Here is a 19,628-nt window from a genome sequence, read left to right as displayed (position 1 = left end):
GTAAAAATATGAATTCTATTCCAGCAAGCGATATCGTCCAGATATTGCCCGGTGTCGTTGGCACTGGTGGTAACCCTCTAGCACTTAACGCGCTGTTTATTACAAAGAAAAAAGCAGAATCAATGCTAGGTGTTCGTTCATTCGGATCTGAAGATGAAGTTGGCGAAGTGTTCGGCATTGACTCTGATGAATATCGAGCCACTCAAATCTATTTCGCTGGGTTTGTTAACTCAACCTCTCGACCTGAATCACTCTATATTGCCTATATGAATGGCGAAGCGGAGTCAGCAAAACTCATTGGCTCTAAAGTCCCTGTTCGCACTGAAAGTGATTTCAGCCCACTACCAAGCGATTTAACTTTAACCATTGATGGTGAGAAAATTTCCGTGACCATTGATGGTGAAGTAACAAGCTACTCTGCCTTAGCTCAAGCCGCTACTGCTTCATTGGGTGCAAAAGGTCAGTGCGCTTATGACGCGCTATCGCAAACTTTCGTTATCTATGGCGCTACAAAGGGAGCAAAAGGCAATATCTCATTTGCTGTTGGTGATTTAGCTGAATTTATGGGCCTTACTGAATCATCTGGTGCACAGAAAAATGACGGTATCGATGCCGATTCTATTGAAGAGCTGATGCCTCGCATTACCAAAGAAACACGTAACTTTGTTTCGGTAATGACTCTGGGTGACTTCTCATTAAGCGAAAAACTCACAATCTCTCGCTGGGTTTCATTGCAGAATGATCGCTACATTCACGTACTGTACCACTCAAATGATGATGATTTAAAAACCATCTCGGATGCGATTATTGGCGCAGAAGTTGGCGGAACAATGCTGATGTACGGTGATTATACTCACGGTGCTTTCGTGTGTGGCTATCCTGCCTGTCTTAACTTTGATGAATTGAACGGACGCACAAACCTGTCATTCCGTTACCAAGAAGGGTTAGCGCCATCAGTTGATGAGAAATCAAAGGCAGATGAGTTAATTAAATTGGGATTTAACTTCTATGGTGCATACGGCACAGCCAATGACCGATTCATCTTTGTTTATCCAGGCTCAATCTCTGGCAAGTTCAAATTCATGGATAGCTACGTTAATCAGGTGTACTTCAACAGCCAGTTACAACTAGCACTCATGACTATGTTAGTGAGCAATAAGAGTGTTCCTTACAATGATGCAGGAAGAGCTATGCACCGCGCAGCAGTAACCGATCCTGCTAATCAAATGCTTAACTTTGGTGGTATTCAGCCGGGCGTTGAATTATCAGAACAACAGAAGAAGCAGATTAACTACGAAGCTGGTTTTGATGCGGTATCGCAACTGAAAACCGCAGGATGGTGTATTCGTGTTGGTGAAACCCCAGCGCAAACCCGAGGATTACGCAAATCCATGCCATTAAAACTCTGGTACGCAGACGGCGGTAGTGTCCAGAAAGTTAATTTACCGTCAATTAACGTTCAATAGGAGTAATGAATTATGGGTATGGGCCATAACGAAAGAACAATTACCTCGGCAAACTCAGTCATGATGATCCGCTGTAAAGGTATTTATGATGACTGGGTGCGCATTCAAGGCTTCCAAGCTGACAACGCATGGGAGTTCGGTGACGCAAATATCGGCGAAACTCGCATGGGTGTGGATGGTAAACAGTCCATTGGTTACACGCCACATGAAACGCCGTGGACGCTGTATTTGGAAGCTAACAGCGCATCTATTGAAGTAATGGAAACTATCCGTAAAGACTTCAACAGCAATATGGAAGTCCGCCCGATTGAAATCATTATTGAAATGCCGTCAATCGCTAAGCGTTACACAGGTAAAGGCGGTTTAACCACTATGAAAGGTGGGCCAAGTGGTAAAAAAATGCTTGATGGCACAACTTACAATTTCAACATGGTTACAGAAGGCGCAGAGGAAATATAATGTCATTAAAAACAAAAACTATCACCATCGAAAAAGGTCGTGATGAAGGTAAAACATTCGTTATTACTGAAATGCCAATCACCAAAGCTGATAACTGGGCAATGCGTGCTTTATTTGCTATTGCTAACGGTGGTATCGATATCGAAGGCATTAACCCTAACATGGGTATGCTTGGAATGGCTCAGGTGGCAATTAAGGCGTTATCTGGCATTAAGCCTGATGTTGGTATTCCGTTACTTGATGAGTTGTTAGAGTGCGTCCAAGTACTTCCTAGTAGCGGTAATGCGCGAGCGTTGATTATCGACTCAGATATTAAAGATTTAAGTACGATGTTCACACTCCGCAAAGAAGTGTTAGCCATCCATATTGATTTTTTAACTCAAGGCGGTGGGTCAGACTTGAAAAGCTAAAAGCTGGTCTACCGCTAAAGGATGGCGTACTCGCTGAAACCGCTAATGTGTCTAGTGTGGTGTCTCAGGTCATTACATCTGGTCACGCCACACTGCATGAGCTATCGACGGTATATAGTCTCGAGGACTGCATGAATCTGATAGAGATACATCAGGTCAGTGAGTACAACAAGCAATTAATGAAAGAACTCAGTGAGTCTGAGTAAGTGCCACAAATGTGGCTTTTTTATTGCCTGAAATTTGAGGTAACACTATGGCTACAGTTGTGGAATCACTGATTGTCTCACTTAAATTAGACAACACTGAGTTCGGACGAGCAGTAAAACAAGCAATTGAAGATAACGAACAATTATCTGATGCTGTTAATGGTGTTGGTGATGCGTCAAAAGATGCGGGTATTAATATCAACATCTATACACAGCAAACAAAGAAATCCAACGACGAAACAGATAAAGCCAAAAAGAAAAATAAGGATTTAGAGAAAACAATAAACGGAGTTGTAAAGGCTTTATCTGGCTTATTCACCACCATATTTGTTTCAACTGGCTTACAAAAACTGATTGATGAAACCAGCAAAACCAATGAACAACTCTATTTCTTAAGTAAAAACTTAGGCATGAATGCAACCGACATTAAACGGTGGCAGAACATGGCAGAGATGACAGGCGGTAGCGCTGATGGAATGGCAGCGAGTTTATCAGGCTTGAGCCAATCCCTGTGGAATTTAGTAACCACAGGTGATGCTTCTATTCTCCCTTGGTTTAATGCGCTCAATGTCGATGTGGTGAACTCTGGCGGTCAAATTAGAGACCTTAACGATATCCTGCTCGATGTATCTGACAGTCTGTCGAAAATGTCACGCCCTCAGGCATATAACATCGCCAAAAATATGGGGTTCGATGACGGCACAATAAATCTGTTGCTTGAAGGTCGTCAGGCTATGCAACAGATGCTAGAAACTCAAAAGCACATCGTTATCTCCAGCGAAGAAGAGTTAAAGCTCAGCCGTCAACTTAACCAACAAAATGCATTAGTCAGCAAGCAGTGGGAGGGTTTAAAAACACTCATTGCGAACTACTTAATGCCTTACTTCCTCCGCTTCTCTGAGAAAGTCTCAGGCTGGCTTGATTACCTCAATAAAAATAGAGATGTAGCCAAAGACCTGTTTAAGGGGATGGCGGTTGTACTCACCTTGTTTCTGATCCCTGCACTAATAAAGGGTGCAGTCGCAATGGCTGCCATGTTTGCACCGCTGTTAACTGGCACTGGCTTAGTGTTGGCCTTGGCTGCTGCATTGGTGTTGTTATACAGAGATTATCAAGGGTGGAAACAAGGTAAGGATTCTGTATTTGACTGGACTGAGTGGTCTGAAACAATAGAGATGGTTCTTGGTTGGTTGGATGGCTTATCTGAGTGGTTTAAGAATACATCAATAGGTAAGTGGTTTACTGATCAGGATGGTAAGGTTGATGGATGGAAACTTGCACTGGGCGGATTGCTTGCATTCTTCACTGGTAAGTTTGCAGCGGGATTTGGTAAAACAATACTATCAATTGGTAGTGCTTTTGCTGGGCTTCTGGGGTGGCCTGGAGTAATTATCGCGGCAGTTGCAGGCAGCCTATTATGGTTTAAAGATTTTGTTGATAACTTAGATCTCGGCTCACTTGCTCCTGAAATGGCAAACGTCACGATGACGGGAGTTAAAACGGCAGATGCTTTATCCCACGTTTCAAAAGACAAAAGTAATGCCGAAAATGCGAACGTTATTTTAAGTTCGTTAGACTGGTTGATACCGGGTGGAAAGGCTATTGGTCATGCCACGGAAGAGATTGACAAAAAAGGAATTCGTGGTGCCACAGAGTCATTTGTTAATGATGCAGGCGGGTTTCTAAAAAGAGTCATTAGCGCAAATAAACCAGATAAAGATCAATCTGAAACAACACCAAAATTAGGAAATACTAGAGGAGAAAGAAATAACAATCCTCTTAATATGAACTTTGTTGGTCAGAAAGGCGCTACTTTAGAAGAAGGAAAGAACGCTAGGTTTGCTAAGTTTGAGACTCCTTATGAAGGACTGGAGAGAACAGTAAAGCAATTAATGCTGTATTTTGATGGTAAATCAAGGGCGGTAGGGAACAGGAAGCTACAAACAGTACAGGATATTGTTAAGGCTTGGGCACCAAGCGCTGATAATAATGATACTAAAGGGTATGTAAAAAGAGTTTCAGAAAAACTATCGGTGTCACCTACTGAGATAATAAATCTTAACGATCCAGAAGTGATGTACGCACTAATGAATGCAATGAGTAAGGAGGAGATAGGGAAACAATTGCCTTATGATAAATCATTAGTTATGGCCGCCATTAAGGGGCAAGGAGATCCGTCAGCTAATTTAGTAAATAACTTAAACTCTTTCAATAAAGCAATTAGCAAGCCTATCGTGTCAAATACAGGGCTTGAAGCTCAAAACTTCTTATCCCAAACCCAGAAGTTAAATAGTCAACCTAAAACGGTAAATAATAAAACCGAGGTAACTGTGAATGGTGGTATCAATGTTACAAGCACGGCAGATACCATTAAGGGGACTGTTGAGGATGGCAGAGTAGCAGCAAGGGAATCTCTATCACAGATTATGCCAACAATGATCTAATTTGCTGGAGGTTGCAATATTATAATATCAAAATAATTATCTTTATCTCTGGAGTGATTTAAATGTTGAAAGTTTTTATGATGTTAATATTGTTTTTTACAATTAACTATTCTTATGCAGGGAATTTTACTGATTTTAAGGATGGTGAAGGAAATATGAGTATACGGAACGGAAATTACAGGTGTGGGTATAAGGTGTTAAATGACGCCAAGGAAAGCGAAATGAGTTCAGATGATATTTTTCTTTATATTGAAAGAGTGGGCAATGGAATTAATTTTATTATAAATATGCCAGATGAATCATCTATATCATCACCATATTTACCTCAAGTAATAAAAACAAAAAACATAGCATCTTATGTTGGTAGTGAAGAGAATGGATTATCATACTTAATTACAAATGTTAAGTCTGATGGTATTTTTCTTTCCATAGGAAATTCAAATAATTCACTATTGATTGGTAATTGCAATCTATCTAGAGATCTTGAATAGCAAAACGTATTTACTTGCTTCAAATTGCACCAACCCAGTGGCACAATTGCTTAAACGTTATTTATTAAGGATGAGAAATGTTAAAGAAAATAGTCATTGGGTTGCTGTTATTGCCATGTGTTGTATTGGGGGGCGATAACTCGATATTGGTAAGTAAAGGAAATGATGGTCATAATCTACTTATCGATGGTAATTATGAATGTTTTTATAACAATTTCGAAAAAGCAAATCAGGGTGATAATAAATTATCTGGTGCTGAGTTGTATATTGAAAAAATGGAGAATGACACCGTTCTGTTTATAGCCTCTCTACCGGGTGATATATCATTTAATCCCCCAGTAGCGGAAAGAAACAAGCAAAAGAAAGACTCAACTTCTTATTACACTGAAGATGATAACGGAAGTGGTTTTGTTGTTGGGTATATTGAAGATATAGGATTGGTGTCTGCAATTAACATAGATTCAGGATCGGTGAAGGCTAATATACTTATATATGATTGTAAAATAATAAGAAATTTAGAGAGCCCAGTTAGTACAAAATAACATTCAAAAAGTTAACATGAATATCAGTGAGAATAATCATGGTTAAAAAATTATTTATTATTGCTATCACATTCTCTTTATCATCATGCGCTATTTGGGAAGGCCCTAAATTTAGTAAGCCTGTTAAGCAAGATGTGGATTATGAAGCATACGTAGTAAGAAATGGTAATTATCTCTGTATTTATGATGTTGTGGATAATTACAATAGATCATTATTGATAAATAGTGTCAGATTAAGGAAAGCTCCGCTAGCAGCATTAGACATTAAAAGAGTGGATGATTACAAGGCTACTGCTGTTTTAGTTTTGGATAATGGTAGAATGTATAAGGGAGGAAACCTTAAACTACAAAGACCAGAAGAAAATTCTACAAGCTACGAACAAAGACCATCTCCACAAAATATAACTAAGTCTTTTTACACATTTGGATTTACTTATCACACTGATAAAAATAAAAACCTAAAGGGAGTGGTGGCTTATCATACGGATCTATCAACTGAACTAACAGTCGTTGCAAAGTGCTTTAGTGATGAAAAAGTTAAAAGCATGATGAGTAAGCCTGGATATGGATTTTACCAATAAATCCTCCTCAACCACAAAGACTAAACAAGGGCATCCGTGCCCTTTGTTTGTTTTTTGAAAGCGCTAATCCCAATTAATCCGAAGATAGCCAAGTGACCGCATCGATAGGTAACTGGCGGAAGATATTACCCTTACAACCCTCTATAACCGCTTATAACCGTAAAAAACAAGCTTTAATTGATAAATCTTGGTTGTAATGACGTCAAGATGACTCTATTATAAATATGCCACTGGTCGAAAGGTTCACAAAAAATAATCCAGTACCCACTAACAGTGTGGGGAATTTTGTACATGCAGAGTAACTGCAATAACCTCAAAATTGTCTATTTTGTATATATACCAGAGATTCTGGTAAGAGGATATTCATATGAGTCACGCACTGAGAAAGGCTAGTCGCTTAGATATACCGCCTCGTGACAAAAGTAAAATTGCGTCTCCTAGAGCGGTAGTTGGATATAATTGCTCGCATAAAGATCAAGTGAAAAATGCTTTCAACCTTGGATTTGATCGTTATGAGACGGCTATGGATAAATTATCTAAGGTGTGATAGATGTCTATGGGGTTTGGTTATAATGCTGAGGGCGTAAATTATTTATCCGTTGATGATATAATTTATATTAATGAGGCCCTTATTAAAGCGCAAACGCCAGATGAGCCAATACGAGTTCTAAACCAAAGTAACCTAGAATCTTCACAAGCTAGACCTAGCTTAACAAGATATTACGAACAAACAGAGGATATGTTTAGATTATCCTCTGTTCTTATTGAAAGCCTGATCCAAAACCATCCTTTCGCTAACGCTAATAAAAGAACAGCTATGATGTGTGGTTATGTTTTTTTATTAATAAATGGCTATGAGCTTACTGCGCCAGGTGATGATATGGTTGATATTGCATCTGGTTTAGCCACTAAAAATTATAGTTGTGAAGATCTTGAGGATTGGCTATGTCATTGGTCTAGGGAGTATGACGCAGCAGAATTATGTAATCCTGATTTTGGCAAACTATGCTGTAGTGTGATTAAATTAAAAAACACCTAATCTTACTCAATCGAAAACCCACCCACTCAGGTGGGTTTTTTATTGCCCAAATTTCACCACGCCTCTTAACTGAGGCTTTTCACGTTGGAGATAACAATGTTCGGAATGCCAGATATACCAAACTGGAAGGGATTACCTAATGCTGGATTAGATGCAGGAATTAGTCTAGGCGGTGCTGCGTTAATTAATTCCTTATTCGGTAACTACTGGGGAATATTCAATGAATATGGTGTTCCGTTATTACTCGCTGATAACGTGATATCACTCCAGTATGAAAACAAAAGCCGTGTTGTAAATGCGCCTATTGAAAGAGGCACATTTGCCAGCTACAACAAAATAAGCGATCCGTGGAAAGCAACCGTACAAATGAGTAAAGGTAGCGGTGGTGCTTTAGAGCGTGGTGCTTTCTTGGCTCAACTTGAAATTCTATCTAAAAGCACATTGCGATTTATCGTTATCACGCCTGAGTTTGTCTACAAGTTTGCAAATATCGTCGGGTATGACTTAGCGAGAGAAGCTAAAGATGGGGCGACACTTATTAAAGTAAACGTACATCTTGAAGAAATTCGAGAGGTAACGGTTAGCTACGCAGAGGAAGAAGTCACTAAGCCAGGCGATTCAAAGGTGAAAGATACTGGAGATCAGACTCAAAAGGTGGAGTCTCAGGGAATATTTGACTGGGATGATAATAAAACCGAGTTAAAGAATATACTGGATATAGCAGAAAAATCTCTAGAGTCGATTAAGAAAGTTTTTAATTTTGCACAACAACAGGTGTCAGGAGGGTAAATGCTATTTGAAATAAAACTATCACCCACACCAAACCAATCAACCTCATTCACTATCAATAACACACTTTACGAACTCACGTTAGAAACCCGACTTGAAAACCTATTTGCCACAGTAAAACGAGATGGTGAATATCTGGTATGTAATCGCATTTGTCGAAACCTTACTTACATTTGCCAGTGGTTGATATTTGTCGATATCGAGGGGAATACAGATCCAGTGTATTCAGAGTTAGGCTCACGTTATAAATTGGTATGGAACGATGGCATTCAATAGAAAAGTTTTGCGCATAACATTAACGCTGTCCGGTGAGAATCAATCATTTTCTACTGAGAATAAAAATAGCCTGTCTGCTATTGGATTGAGGGCGAGTGCTGAAATTAACTATGGCAATGGCTCTCCTGCACCTAGTGCCAGAGTGAAGATTTACGGCTTACCGATTGAGACAGCGGATAAGTTACTGCGCATTAAATTCAATTCGTTAAACGGACTAAGAGACACAATAGTAATAGAGGCAGGGGATCAGGATAGTGAGCTAGTGCCTGTATTTAAAGGTGGTATTACATTTGCTTACCCTGATTTTGGTGATGCGCCTAATGTTGCTCTGATTATTGAATCACAAACAGCAGTGCTTGAAAGTATGGCTCCTGTTGATGCTGAAAGTTACAAAGGCTATCAGGACGTGGTCAATATTATGGGGCAGATATGCGAAAGGGTGGGCTATACGTTAGAAAGCAACGATGTGAATGCAAAGCTTAATGATGTTTATCTTTGTGATACCGACATGAAGAAAATCAGAAAGTTGGCTGATGATGCTGATCTTGACCTTTATCTTGAAAATAATCTTGTGGCCATAACGCCAAAAGGACAACCAAGGAAAATTAAAATCCCCGTTATATCTCCTGAAACTGGGTTAATTGGCTATCCCACTCCGACAATGATTGGTGTCGATTTTAAGTGTTTCTTTGACCCTTTAATTCGCTTTGGTGGTATTGCTAGAATCAAAAATAGCACCATTGAGCGCTGTAATGGCGATTGGTTGATTTATGGCTCACGTTCCATTTTAGAAACCGAGCAAGAGTCGGCAAGGTGGCATATGGAAATATCAGCACAGAACCTAGAGGATAGTAAGAATGTCGCAATCAAAAAATGAGACAGCTTCACTCTATGGCCCTAAAGATATGGCTGGCGGTATTGGCACTCAAGAGATGATTATTAACTCATTGATTGGGCGTGTAGCTACTACCACTGTCTGTAAGGTTGTGGCGATTAAACCAAGCGGAACTGATGAGGTTGGATTATTAGACATTATGCCTCTGGTGCTTCAAGTTGACGGAGCGGGGAATACTTACAAAAACGCAGTTATCCATAACGTTCCTTACTTTCGTTATCAGGGCGGTGCTAACGCGGTAATTATCGACCCTAAAGTAGGTGATTTGGGTATTTGCCTTGTTTGTTCTCGTGATATCTCAAAAGTTAAACGCACAAAGGATGAAGCTGCGCCAGATAGCAAGCGTCGATATGACTGGGCTGATAGTTTGTATATCGGGGGGATACTTAATGGAGCGCCTGCCCAATTTATCCATTTCCTAGAAAGTGGAATAGATGTTGTATCGACTGGCGTTATTAAAATGAAAGGAACTAAGGTTGTTTTAGATGCTCCAGTAGAAACCACCTCAACATTACAATCAGCAAGCCATATTACTGACAATACTGCGCAGGGCAACACTCAAACAATGGCCTCAATGCGAACCACTTACAACGGTCACACTCACAGAGAAAACGGTCAAGGTTCTGATACGAACCAACCAAACCAGCAGGTATAAAATGAAAACATTATTTCTACTACCTGATACATGGGATCTGACCCTTGATGTATCGGGAAACCTCGCTATTGCCTCTGAACAGTATGAGACAGCTCAATCAGTTGCTAATAAGTGCCGAGTGTTTATGAAAGACCTTTATTACTCACAAAATGAGGGAATTCCTTATTTGGAGGATATCTTAGGTAAGAATCGCTACTCACTTTCTCTATACCGGCAGAATTTAGAAGAGGCTGCGCTTTCCGTTCCCAATGTCGTTACGGCTACCGCTGAATTATCAACGGCAAATGACAGAGTGGTTAGAGGCAGGATTTTATTCACTGACAATAAAGGAAATAAAGGGAGTATTTCATTATGATCCCACCAGTACAAATACTTCCTCAGGGTATCGTCGCACCAACCACTCAGGAAGTGATAGATGGTTTATGGCAGTTAATGAAGGGGTGCTTTGGTGAGAACATCAATACATCAATGGATACACCTCAGGGTCAGTTAGTCACCACATTATCAGCCGTTATTACTGATGAACGAAACTTCATGATTAACCTATTAAACAACTTTGACCCACGCTATGCATCAGGGCAAATGCAGGACGCGCTAGGTTACATCTACTTTATGCAACGAAAACAAGCAACACCTTCTGTGGCTGAATTAACTTTTAACGGGTTGAGTGGTGCTGTGATACCTGAAAATTATCAGGTAAGTGATGATAGAGGGTTATTCTGGGAAACATCTGAAGAGTCAGTAATTAATGAATCAGGTGTTGCGGTAGTTAAGGCTAACTGTTTAACCTCAGGTGCTATCGATGCACCAGTAGGTGTTATTAATCGACTAACTAAAAGCATTAGTGGACTGGATTCTGTATCAAACAGAACCGCAGGAATACCTGGTAGAAATGCTGAAAGTAGACAAGAGTTCGAATATCGCAGATCTGAATCTGTCGCAAAGAACGCTAAGAATACAAATTCAGCAACTTATGGTGCAGTAGCTAATCTAAAAGGCGTTATTGATTGCTATGTTATTGATAACCCATCAGATGCAGCTATTCAGGTAGGTAAAACAAAATACTCTTTAATCAGAAACTCAATCGCTGTTTCAGTGGTAGGTGGAGATAACGAAGAAATTGCACAGCAAATATTAACGAAAGCTGGTACTGGATGCTCGTTCGTAGGCAATACAACAGTTACTTACGAAGATAAAGAAAACTTTCCTTACATGCCACCTAAGTACACGGTGAAATTTATTCGACCATCGGATATCGCTGTTACATTCACAATTACCGTTGAAGATAAAACACAATTAACTCACCAAGCAAAGCAAACCATCATTAAAGCTATTACCGAGGAATTCACGACTGGTAGAGGAAAAGGTCAAATCGGAAAGAGATTAATTGCGAGTGATTATGTATGCGGTGTAGCTCAAGTAACAACATCAAGATTAATCAATATTCAGGTTGGTAGAAAAGGCTCTGCTCTGGCTAGTTACATTGATTTTGGGATAGATGAGTTCCCAGTGTTATCGGTAGATGACATAAGGATAGAGTAATGATTGATATTAGAGAAACATTACTCAGCCAATATGCCAACTCCCCCAATATCCTTGCAATACTAAAATCAGCAAATCAATCCATCGACCCACGTAGCCATGTAGAGGAATTCTACAATATGGCGGTCAACTTACATTCTGCTGTTGGGTTCGGTCTGGATATATGGGGGAGAATAGTTGGCATAGGCAGAGGGCTTTCAATTCCAGATCCTGATGATAATTACTTTGGGTTTGAGGGAACAGAAAAATTTAGTCCTTTTGGACAAGCGCCTTTTTTCGGAGGTAATCCGGGTGATGTGACTTATGAAATGTCTGATGACACTTATCGTGAGGTTATCATCATAAAAGCCCATTCAAACATCCTTTATGCAACAGCACCAAATATTAACGCTTTTCTTAAAGCATCATTCACAAGAGGAAAAGCCTATTACCTGATCACTGGTCACATGCAAGCAAGATATGTATTTGAGTACCGGTTATCAGAATTCGAAAAAAACTTAATATTTCATCACAACATTTTACCTCGACCATCAGGTGTTGATGTCGGAGTAAATGAGCTTCCTACAAATGAATATTTTGGATTCTACGGCAGTGGATTCCAGCCATTCAATCAAGCGCCTTTCACTAAATAGGTAATAAATGAAAAACCCAAAATTAATATCTAAGCCTTTCGCACAGAACGGGCAGAAAAACGTCATCCCTGAAAAATACGAAACCAGCATGGAAAGTAACCAAGCGACATGGGATCAGGGGTTTGGTCAGATTACTATGCTACCAGTTAGTGCTGGCGGCTTACCTCCTAAAGGGCAAGACTTTAATGGCATACTAAACCAGATGTGTGAAACCATCGTTCACATCTCAAAAGGTGGTGTTTTTAAATTCTCTGCTGATTATGCAACAGCTATTAATGGATACCCCAAAGGGGCTATTCTCCAATCAGAAGATGAGAAAAAGTACTATCAAAGCCTGATTGATAATAATAAGGTCAATTTAAACACCGCAAGCCAAGATCAGATAAAAACATCTTGGAAATTGGTAATGACTGATGACCTGCTTGATCAGTTATCAAAAAAACTAGAATCATCCGCAGTAGTTCAATCCACAGGCACATCAACAACCAGCGTAATGAGCCAAAAGGCGTCTACTGATGCGTTCCAATTTAAGGGCACATACCCAACAACGCCAGAAATGAATGTTGAGCTTAATAAAAAGGTGGATAAAGCCAATATTTCTCAGCAATTAGCAAATGATGTTAATAAAGTGCCGAGCTTGGATTTAGTAACTAAAGAATTAGGAAAGAAACAAGCATCGGGAAATTACGCCGATAAATCATCAACTGCTAATCAATCATTTTTAGGTGCTATTGAGTCTAAATACATTACTTCTGCTGATGGAAATGAGCGACAACTTGGCTTGAGAGCGCGTGCAGACGATGATAGGGTTTTTATTTCAAATAAAAAAGGCTCTCAATATTATGAAATAACTGTACCTGATAGAGCTGGAACTATGGCTTTATCTGGTGACTTATATAATAAAATTGAGTGCGATGCTAAATTCCAACCGAAGGGTAAATATCAAGAGGAAGGATATAGTTATTCTAAAAGCGAGTCAGATAACAAATTCCAACCCAAAGGAAATTACGCCGATAAATCATCAACTGCTAATCAATCATTTTCAGGTGCTATTGAGTCTAAATACATTACTTCTGCTGATGGAAATGAGCGACAACTTGGCTTGAGAGCGCGTGCAGACGATGATAGGGTTTTTATTTCAAATAAAAAAGGCTCTCAATATTATGAAATAACTGTACCTGATAGAGCTGGAACTATGGCTTTAATCAGTGATATTGAATCTACAGAACTCGTTCCTCACCCTATCCCCTGGTCATTACCTACAGCACCAGTAGGTTATCTAATTTGCCAAGGTCAAACATTCAACAAAGCCACATATCCAAAACTAGCTATTGCATATCCATCTGGAAGACTTCCTGAATTACGTAGTGAATTTATCAGAGGTGCGGATGCAGGGAGAGGGATTGATGTTGGACGCGAGGTGCTATCTTCACAGTCAGGTAACAGCTTGTTAAGTGCTCGAGGAATGGGGGGTAATAGCGAGTTTTCTTTAAAAATGAGTGCTGGTTCTGTTGGTACTGATAATCAGGGACAGCGTGAAATTTATCAGCAAATCGAAGGGCAGAACGGCAACGAAACTCGTCCACGTAACATTGCATTTTTATACATAGTGAGATCTGCATAATGAGTAAATATAATTTAGATATTCAAAACGGGAAAATTGGTGAGAATGGTTTGGCGGAAGTTGCTGGATGGGTGAAGTGCTATTTATCACACCCTCTGACTCGTGAATACATGGGGGCAACAATGGAAAACGTTATGTTTGATGTTTCATTGCAAGCAGGGGCATATCTAGATGAACCTACGTTGCCGAAAAAAGAAAATCAGGCAATAAGACGCAAGATTGATGGTAGCGCGTGGGAAATTGTCGATGACTACCGCGGGCTTACTGCATATCACACACAAACAAAGCAACCAGTAAACATTGATTTTATCGGATCATTACCTGATACATTAACACTATTACAGCCGAGGAGTGAGTTCGATAAGTGGAATGGTGAAAGCTGGGTTGCTGATGAACAAGCGATTAAAGAAGCACAAATTAACTCAGCCAAGAAACAAAAAGTAGATTTATCACAAGAAGCTGAAAATCGCATTGTGCAATTAGAGCGAAAAATTAAATTGGAAATGGCAAGTGATGTGGAAGTAGAGATGCTGAAATCATGGGAGATTTACACAGTAAAACTCGACGATGTAAATCCAGAATTAGCGCCAGACATTGAGTGGCCACAAAAACCTGAGTAATCACTCTGTTTTCAAATACTGCACCGAATTTCCATCTGGCAACTTCTTACTTCTCTCACGATAAAACGCTAATCGTTCATTAAAATACTCGCGCAAATGTGCTGGTTGTTGTCGTTCAATTTCGTACGCGACAACTGGCATATTGAGCCGTTCTTTATATGCGACACCTGAAGCAGCCAAATCGACATTCACTTTGTCTTTTTCTTCTTGAGTTAGGTTTGCGAGATTCATAATGGATCCGGTTAGTTTTTTGAAGAGTATAGCAGGGTGTGGAATTTGATGGGACGGATTTGGGACAAGCAACATGGAGTAGCATAAGGCAACTTCATGTAACTTTGGGTAAGGTGGGACGTGTGAACGCTTGATAAGACTGTATTTAGTTGATATTAAAACATAATTCTACGCTCTTCTAAGCCGTAGGTCACAGGTTCGAATCCTGTAGGGCGTACCATTTAAAATCAATCATTTCTGTTTATCTCAACATTACTATTTTTCTATTATGAAACGGATCTTTGTCATCCTTATTAAGACATTATTGATTCAGCCATTATTCATAAATTTAAAATTTAGAAATTATAAAGATAGTTTTAATTATTTATTATTAAAACATTTTCTATTCAGAAAAAGATAGCTAATTTATTGTTAAAGCAATATTGAATAAATTACAATCTAATTAGACTTAGTATTGGTTTAATATGGATTTTATTTATGGTTAAAAATAATCATAGAATATTAAGTCAGAATAATTAAATTATCTATTTGTGTTATTCCAAATTATCTCACAAAAAGTCTCTCAAACTTGATATGTAATCAATATGTTATTTTACTGTTTTATCACCCTTAGCCCCAACTCCTTCTACGTTTTCATTCCTAAAAGAATAATATTAATAAAATCTTTTATTATTCAAAATATTAACTAATTAAATAATTACGTAATCATACATAATTAATAGTAATAAATTTCACAAAATTATTATTTTTTATGAAAAATTTCTCATTTTTATGATTTGTTGGAATTTATAGCCTCTAGATAGAATTGATTAATAGAATAAAAATAATACCACCACTTTACTAATGGTTTACAAATAGTTTACAAAAGGAATAAAATGGCGTTATTGTTCGAGTGTTAATTATTCATCCTATGAAAGGAACTATTTCAAAATGGCAATAACCAGAAGAAAATTTATTATTGGTGGAACAGTTGTTGCTGTTGCTGCTGGCGCCGGTATTTTAACTCCTATGTTAACTCGAGAGGGACGATTTGTTCCAGGCACACCAAGACATGGTTTTGTTGAAGGAACGGAAGGCGCATTACCAAAACAGTCTGATGTTGTGGTTATTGGTGCTGGTATTTTAGGAATAATGACAGCAATTAACCTTGTTGAACGTGGATTAACTGTAACTATCGTTGAAAAAGGAAATATTGCAGGTGAACAATCCTCTCGTTTTTATGGCCAAGCAATAAGTTATAAAATGCCAGATGAAACGTTCCTACTTCATCATCTCGGAAAACATCGCTGGCGTGAAATGAATGCCAAAGTTGGTATTGATACTACTTATCGCACACAAGGTCGTGTTGAAGTTCCTCTTGATGAAGAAGATTTAGTTAACGTAAGAAAATGGATCGAAACCAGAAGTAAAGATGTTGGCTCAGACATCCCATTTAAAACAAGAATTATTGAAGGCGCTGAGTTAAATCAACGTCTTCGTGGTGCGACAACAGATTGGAAAATTGCAGGATTTGAAGAAGACTCTGGTAGTTTCGATCCAGAAGTTGCGACCTTTGTCATGGCTGAATATGCCAAAAAAATCGGTGTTAAGATTTATACTCAATGTGCAGCAAGAGGATTAGAAACTCAAGCGGGTATTATTTCTGATGTAGTAACAGAAAAAGGGGCAATTAAAACGTCTCAAGTCGTTGTTGCTGGCGGCGTATGGTCTAGACTCTTTATGCAAAATCTAAATGTTGATGTTCCTACATTGCCAGCATATCAATCACAACAGCTTATTAGCGCAGCCCCTAACGCGCCGGGTGGCAACGTCGCCTTACCTGGTGGTATTTTCTTCCGTGAGCAGGCGGATGGTACCTATGCAACATCTCCTCGTGTTATTGTTGCTCCAGTAGTAAAAGAGTCCTTTACTTACGGTTATAAATATCTGCCTTTATTAGCGCTACCCGATTTCCCAGTACATATTTCATTAAATGAGCAATTAATTAACTCATTTATGCAATCGACTCATTGGAAATTAAATGAAGTTTCTCCATTCGAGCAATTCAGAAATATGACGGCATTACCTGATCTTCCTGAATTAAATGCTTCATTAGAAAAATTAAAAGCTGAATTCCCTGCATTTAAAGAATCAACATTAATTGATCAGTGGAGTGGTGCAATGGCTATCGCACCAGATGAAAACCCAATTATTTCTCAAGTAAAAGAGTATCCTGGTTTAGTGATCAATACTGCAACAGGTTGGGGTATGACCGAAAGTCCTGTATCAGCAGAACTTACGGCTGATCTATTACTTGGTAAAACGCCTATTTTAGATCCAAAACCATTTAGCCTTTACAGATTCTAATGGTTATTTATTATATAGTAGCCCTCTTTTAGAGGGCTTTTTTAATTATGTTTTAGATAAGAAAAAATACAATTAGGTTGAACTAATTCACGAAAATTTTCTTAACTCGAACGGAAATACGGAAATAAGATACCCAAATAATAGCATGGAAAATACTGCGAATAAGATCAATAGTATATTCAGAATCAACAGAAGCTTGCATTCCATACATTAAAATTAATCCAGCAATACCTGTTATCGCAATATTTGCGATAAGCAAGGAAATATATGCTTTGGTGTTCTTGTTAGTCTTTTGAAAAAGAAATTGCTATAACAATAGTAAGGGTAAAAATAAACAGGTCTAAGATGAATACAAAACCCAAATATAATTTCCAACTTGCTGTCACTAAGCTTAATAATGGAAGTGTTTCACTAATCGCTTCAACAATACTGATTAACCTAGTGATAAGCATAAAAATAAGACCGATAGCAGGAAGGTAAAGCCATCCTCCAATTTTTCTGTTAATTTCTCACTACATTTATCACAGTATTCAGTATATTGAGAGATTTCCTTTTTACCGCATTTAATACAAACCCACTTATGCATATGAATAACCCTTTGGTCTTTACATAACTTGACAAAGTTTAATGTGATTTTTTATAAAAAAAAATGTTCAATTTTACTAATGTGGTAAATAAGTTAGGCTGACGAATATCTAAGAGAAATATCGTTTATAACTAAATGAAAATAGTTGATAAATTAGAATGTTATAGTCTAGCTTAATTTTATTAAGCTTAATATACAACGTTTATATAGGAGTAAAAAATCATTTTCAATGATATATAAATAACCACCTCCTACTTATGATATTAGATTCTTTTACAGTGCAAGAGTAGGAAAATAGTATAATTAAAGTAAGAAAGTAAGAAAGTAAGAAAGTAAGAAAGTAAGAAAGTAAGAAAGTAAGAAAGTATTACGACAATGAGTAAAGATATTTTATCGGGGATTAAAATAGATGAAGCGCATAATCTGATAGCCTCGGTGATAATGTTATTATTTATGATGATGATAAATAATCTAAATAGAAAACAAATAGAACACTATCTATCTGTCCTGTTAGCAATAAGTGGCAATTAGTCATATTAACTATTAAAAAACGGCTGCTTACTTATTCGATTAATTAATTTTTAAAAAATAATAGATATTATTCTTTATAATTAATAATAAAAATCCCCATAATAGTATGTGATCAGGGGTCATAAAGAAATTTTATTAAATAATTTTAATAGTTAGTTACAAGATGGCTTGCCGGTTCGATGATTTATAGCTCCACTTTTGATTAATAAATCCTGTATTTCTTGAAAATTATGTTTACATGCGTAAGTGAGTGCACTCTGATTATAAGCAGATGACGAAATATCTTTTATTGTCGTTGAAAGATTTACATCTACACCTTGTGATAAAAGATATTTCACTGTATCAATTCGGTTGTAACTCACTGCAACCATCAAGAGTGTTTCACCATCATTATCTAAATTTTGGTCGTTCAAATTAATATCATTTTTCATAAGGTTATAAATTTTTTCAACAACTTGAGCATTATTACCTAATACGGCAGATTTTAATACATTACAGACATCATCTTTATCGCCAGCCCAAAGATTCGCTTTTTGTGAAATTAAATAATCCACCATTTCATCATCACCAATAAATGTAGCCCATCCCAGTGCTGTTTGATCGAGACTTCCTGTATCTTTAACTTCAATATCTTGTCCATTACCTACCATCGCTTTGACTTCATTTAAATCGCCATGCTTTACGGCATCAAACCATAAAGCATTTCTTCCTGTACTTGGTGAAGTATAGAAAACACGTTGTGGTAAGCGTGTTTCATTAGCTAATTCAATCATATCAGAATAGTTTGATTTAAATGAACGATACTCTTGAGGGTTTTTTTCATTTATAACATATGCTTGCGTGTTAAAAGATATTAATAATAAAAGTATAATTTTCCGCATAAACATTTTTATTTCCCTTCAATTTTATTAATCACTATTTCTTATGGATGGTAGTTTATTGAAAATAATATTTATTAGTATTGATAGTTGAAACAAAATGTAAAATTTATGATTAATCTATTTATCTTATGTTGTTACTGATAAAAAATGATAAGTTTTATTTAATTTAAAATATAATTTTTTGAGTTTTTACTTATATTTAATATCTAAATAGATTTGTTGATAATGCAGTGAGTGTTTTTCATTATCGATAATGTTAATTATTCTTTTTATGAGGATGATTAACAAATATTTTACAGTAAAAACTTTCTATCTATACTTTATAGCATGAGAAGAAAAAGTGTAATTTACTGCACAAAATAAACATTAATATAGCAATTAT

General features: G+C 37.6%; 20 protein-coding genes and 1 pseudogene. 18 read left to right on the top strand and 3 right to left on the bottom strand.

Features of this window, described 5'->3' with window-relative positions; genetic code table 11:
• The first annotated feature begins 8 nt into the window (after positions 1 to 8).
• The 17 genes from PH4a_RS02770 to PH4a_RS02685 all read left to right on the top strand — a co-directional run bounded on the left by PH4a_RS02770 (position 9) and on the right by PH4a_RS02685 (position 14,671).
• Positions 9 to 1,466 carry a DUF3383 domain-containing protein gene (locus tag PH4a_RS02770; RefSeq protein ID WP_129037601.1) on the top strand — a complete coding sequence of 486 codons (1,458 nt, stop codon included), beginning with the start codon at positions 9 to 11 and terminating at the stop codon, positions 1,464 to 1,466.
• A 12-nt stretch (positions 1,467 to 1,478) separates the two neighbouring features.
• Positions 1,479 to 1,925: a phage tail fiber protein gene (locus PH4a_RS02765; RefSeq protein WP_129037599.1), complete on the top strand. Its 447-nt coding sequence runs from the start codon at positions 1,479 to 1,481 to the stop codon at positions 1,923 to 1,925.
• The gene (locus PH4a_RS02760; RefSeq protein WP_129037597.1) at positions 1,925 to 2,335 is read left to right on the top strand and encodes a hypothetical protein; all 411 of its coding nucleotides are present in this window, start codon (positions 1,925 to 1,927) and stop codon (positions 2,333 to 2,335) included. The genes PH4a_RS02765 and PH4a_RS02760 overlap by 1 nt, the downstream gene beginning before the upstream one ends.
• Positions 2,336 to 2,588: 253 nt before the next feature.
• Positions 2,589 to 4,985: a hypothetical protein gene (locus PH4a_RS02755; protein WP_129037595.1), complete on the top strand. Its 2,397-nt coding sequence runs from the start codon at positions 2,589 to 2,591 to the stop codon at positions 4,983 to 4,985.
• A gap of 62 nt (positions 4,986 to 5,047) precedes the next feature.
• Positions 5,048 to 5,476 carry a hypothetical protein gene (locus tag PH4a_RS02750; protein ID WP_129037593.1) on the top strand — a complete coding sequence of 143 codons (429 nt, stop codon included), beginning with the start codon at positions 5,048 to 5,050 and terminating at the stop codon, positions 5,474 to 5,476.
• A 77-nt stretch (positions 5,477 to 5,553) separates the two neighbouring features.
• Positions 5,554 to 6,018, top strand: a complete 465-nt coding sequence (locus tag PH4a_RS02745; protein ID WP_129037591.1) for a hypothetical protein — start codon at positions 5,554 to 5,556, stop codon at positions 6,016 to 6,018.
• Between the two features lie 38 nt (positions 6,019 to 6,056).
• Positions 6,057 to 6,599: a hypothetical protein gene (locus PH4a_RS02740; RefSeq protein WP_129037589.1), complete on the top strand. Its 543-nt coding sequence runs from the start codon at positions 6,057 to 6,059 to the stop codon at positions 6,597 to 6,599.
• Positions 6,600 to 7,155: 556 nt separating this feature from the next.
• Complete coding sequence (locus tag PH4a_RS02730; protein WP_129041773.1) at positions 7,156 to 7,638, top strand: type II toxin-antitoxin system death-on-curing family toxin; 483 nt, start codon at positions 7,156 to 7,158, stop codon at positions 7,636 to 7,638.
• Positions 7,639 to 7,734: 96 nt separating this feature from the next.
• A complete protein-coding gene (locus tag PH4a_RS02725; protein WP_129037585.1) occupies positions 7,735 to 8,427 on the top strand; it encodes a phage baseplate protein in 693 nt (230 codons plus the stop codon).
• Positions 8,428 to 8,703, top strand: a complete 276-nt coding sequence (locus tag PH4a_RS02720; protein ID WP_129037583.1) for a phage baseplate plug family protein — start codon at positions 8,428 to 8,430, stop codon at positions 8,701 to 8,703.
• Positions 8,690 to 9,580: a baseplate hub protein gene (locus tag PH4a_RS02715; protein WP_129037581.1), complete on the top strand. Its 891-nt coding sequence runs from the start codon at positions 8,690 to 8,692 to the stop codon at positions 9,578 to 9,580. The genes PH4a_RS02720 and PH4a_RS02715 overlap by 14 nt, the downstream gene beginning before the upstream one ends.
• Positions 9,561 to 10,253, top strand: coding sequence for a phage baseplate protein (locus tag PH4a_RS02710; protein WP_129037579.1), 693 nt, complete (start codon positions 9,561 to 9,563; stop codon positions 10,251 to 10,253). Before PH4a_RS02715 ends, PH4a_RS02710 begins: the two co-directional genes overlap by 20 nt.
• Before the next feature lies 1 nt (position 10,254).
• On the top strand, positions 10,255 to 10,608 hold the full coding sequence (locus PH4a_RS02705) for a contractile injection system sheath initiator (RefSeq protein WP_049206563.1): 354 nt from the start codon (positions 10,255 to 10,257) through the stop codon (positions 10,606 to 10,608).
• Positions 10,605 to 11,795 (top strand): baseplate J/gp47 family protein, encoded by a 1,191-nt coding sequence (locus tag PH4a_RS02700; protein WP_129037577.1) that lies wholly within the window; start codon positions 10,605 to 10,607, stop codon positions 11,793 to 11,795. The genes PH4a_RS02705 and PH4a_RS02700 overlap by 4 nt, the downstream gene beginning before the upstream one ends.
• Positions 11,795 to 12,427, top strand: coding sequence for a baseplate wedge 1 family protein (locus PH4a_RS02695; protein ID WP_129037575.1), 633 nt, complete (start codon positions 11,795 to 11,797; stop codon positions 12,425 to 12,427). Before PH4a_RS02700 ends, PH4a_RS02695 begins: the two co-directional genes overlap by 1 nt.
• A gap of 7 nt (positions 12,428 to 12,434) precedes the next feature.
• Complete coding sequence (locus PH4a_RS02690; protein ID WP_129037573.1) at positions 12,435 to 14,051, top strand: phage tail protein; 1,617 nt, start codon at positions 12,435 to 12,437, stop codon at positions 14,049 to 14,051.
• A complete protein-coding gene (locus PH4a_RS02685; protein WP_129037571.1) occupies positions 14,051 to 14,671 on the top strand; it encodes a tail fiber assembly protein in 621 nt (206 codons plus the stop codon). The genes PH4a_RS02690 and PH4a_RS02685 overlap by 1 nt, the downstream gene beginning before the upstream one ends.
• Here PH4a_RS02685 and PH4a_RS02680 read toward each other — a convergent pair whose 3' ends face one another.
• The gene (locus PH4a_RS02680; RefSeq protein ID WP_129037569.1) at positions 14,672 to 14,902 is read right to left on the bottom strand and encodes a DNA polymerase III subunit theta; all 231 of its coding nucleotides are present in this window, start codon (positions 14,900 to 14,902) and stop codon (positions 14,672 to 14,674) included. It lies immediately after the preceding gene.
• Between the two features lie 930 nt (positions 14,903 to 15,832).
• Here PH4a_RS02680 and PH4a_RS02670 point away from each other — a divergent pair.
• Positions 15,833 to 17,248, top strand: coding sequence for an NAD(P)/FAD-dependent oxidoreductase (locus PH4a_RS02670; RefSeq protein WP_129037567.1), 1,416 nt, complete (start codon positions 15,833 to 15,835; stop codon positions 17,246 to 17,248).
• An 82-nt stretch (positions 17,249 to 17,330) separates the two neighbouring features.
• Here the strand turns inward: PH4a_RS02670 and PH4a_RS18210 are convergent.
• Together PH4a_RS18210 and PH4a_RS02655 are read right to left on the bottom strand one after the other, a co-directional pair.
• Positions 17,331 to 17,700: pseudogene (locus PH4a_RS18210) on the bottom strand (DUF2569 family protein).
• 817 nt (positions 17,701 to 18,517) lie between these two features.
• Positions 18,518 to 19,252 carry an ankyrin repeat domain-containing protein gene (locus PH4a_RS02655; RefSeq protein ID WP_208730475.1) on the bottom strand — a complete coding sequence of 245 codons (735 nt, stop codon included), beginning with the start codon at positions 19,250 to 19,252 and terminating at the stop codon, positions 18,518 to 18,520.
• Positions 19,253 to 19,628 lie beyond the last annotated feature (376 nt).

Source organism: Proteus hauseri, assembly GCF_004116975.1.
GTDB classification, from domain to species: domain Bacteria; phylum Pseudomonadota; class Gammaproteobacteria; order Enterobacterales; family Enterobacteriaceae; genus Proteus; species Proteus hauseri.
Note: the sequence above shows the minus strand (reverse complement) of the source record. Positions and strands in the feature narration are given on the sequence as shown.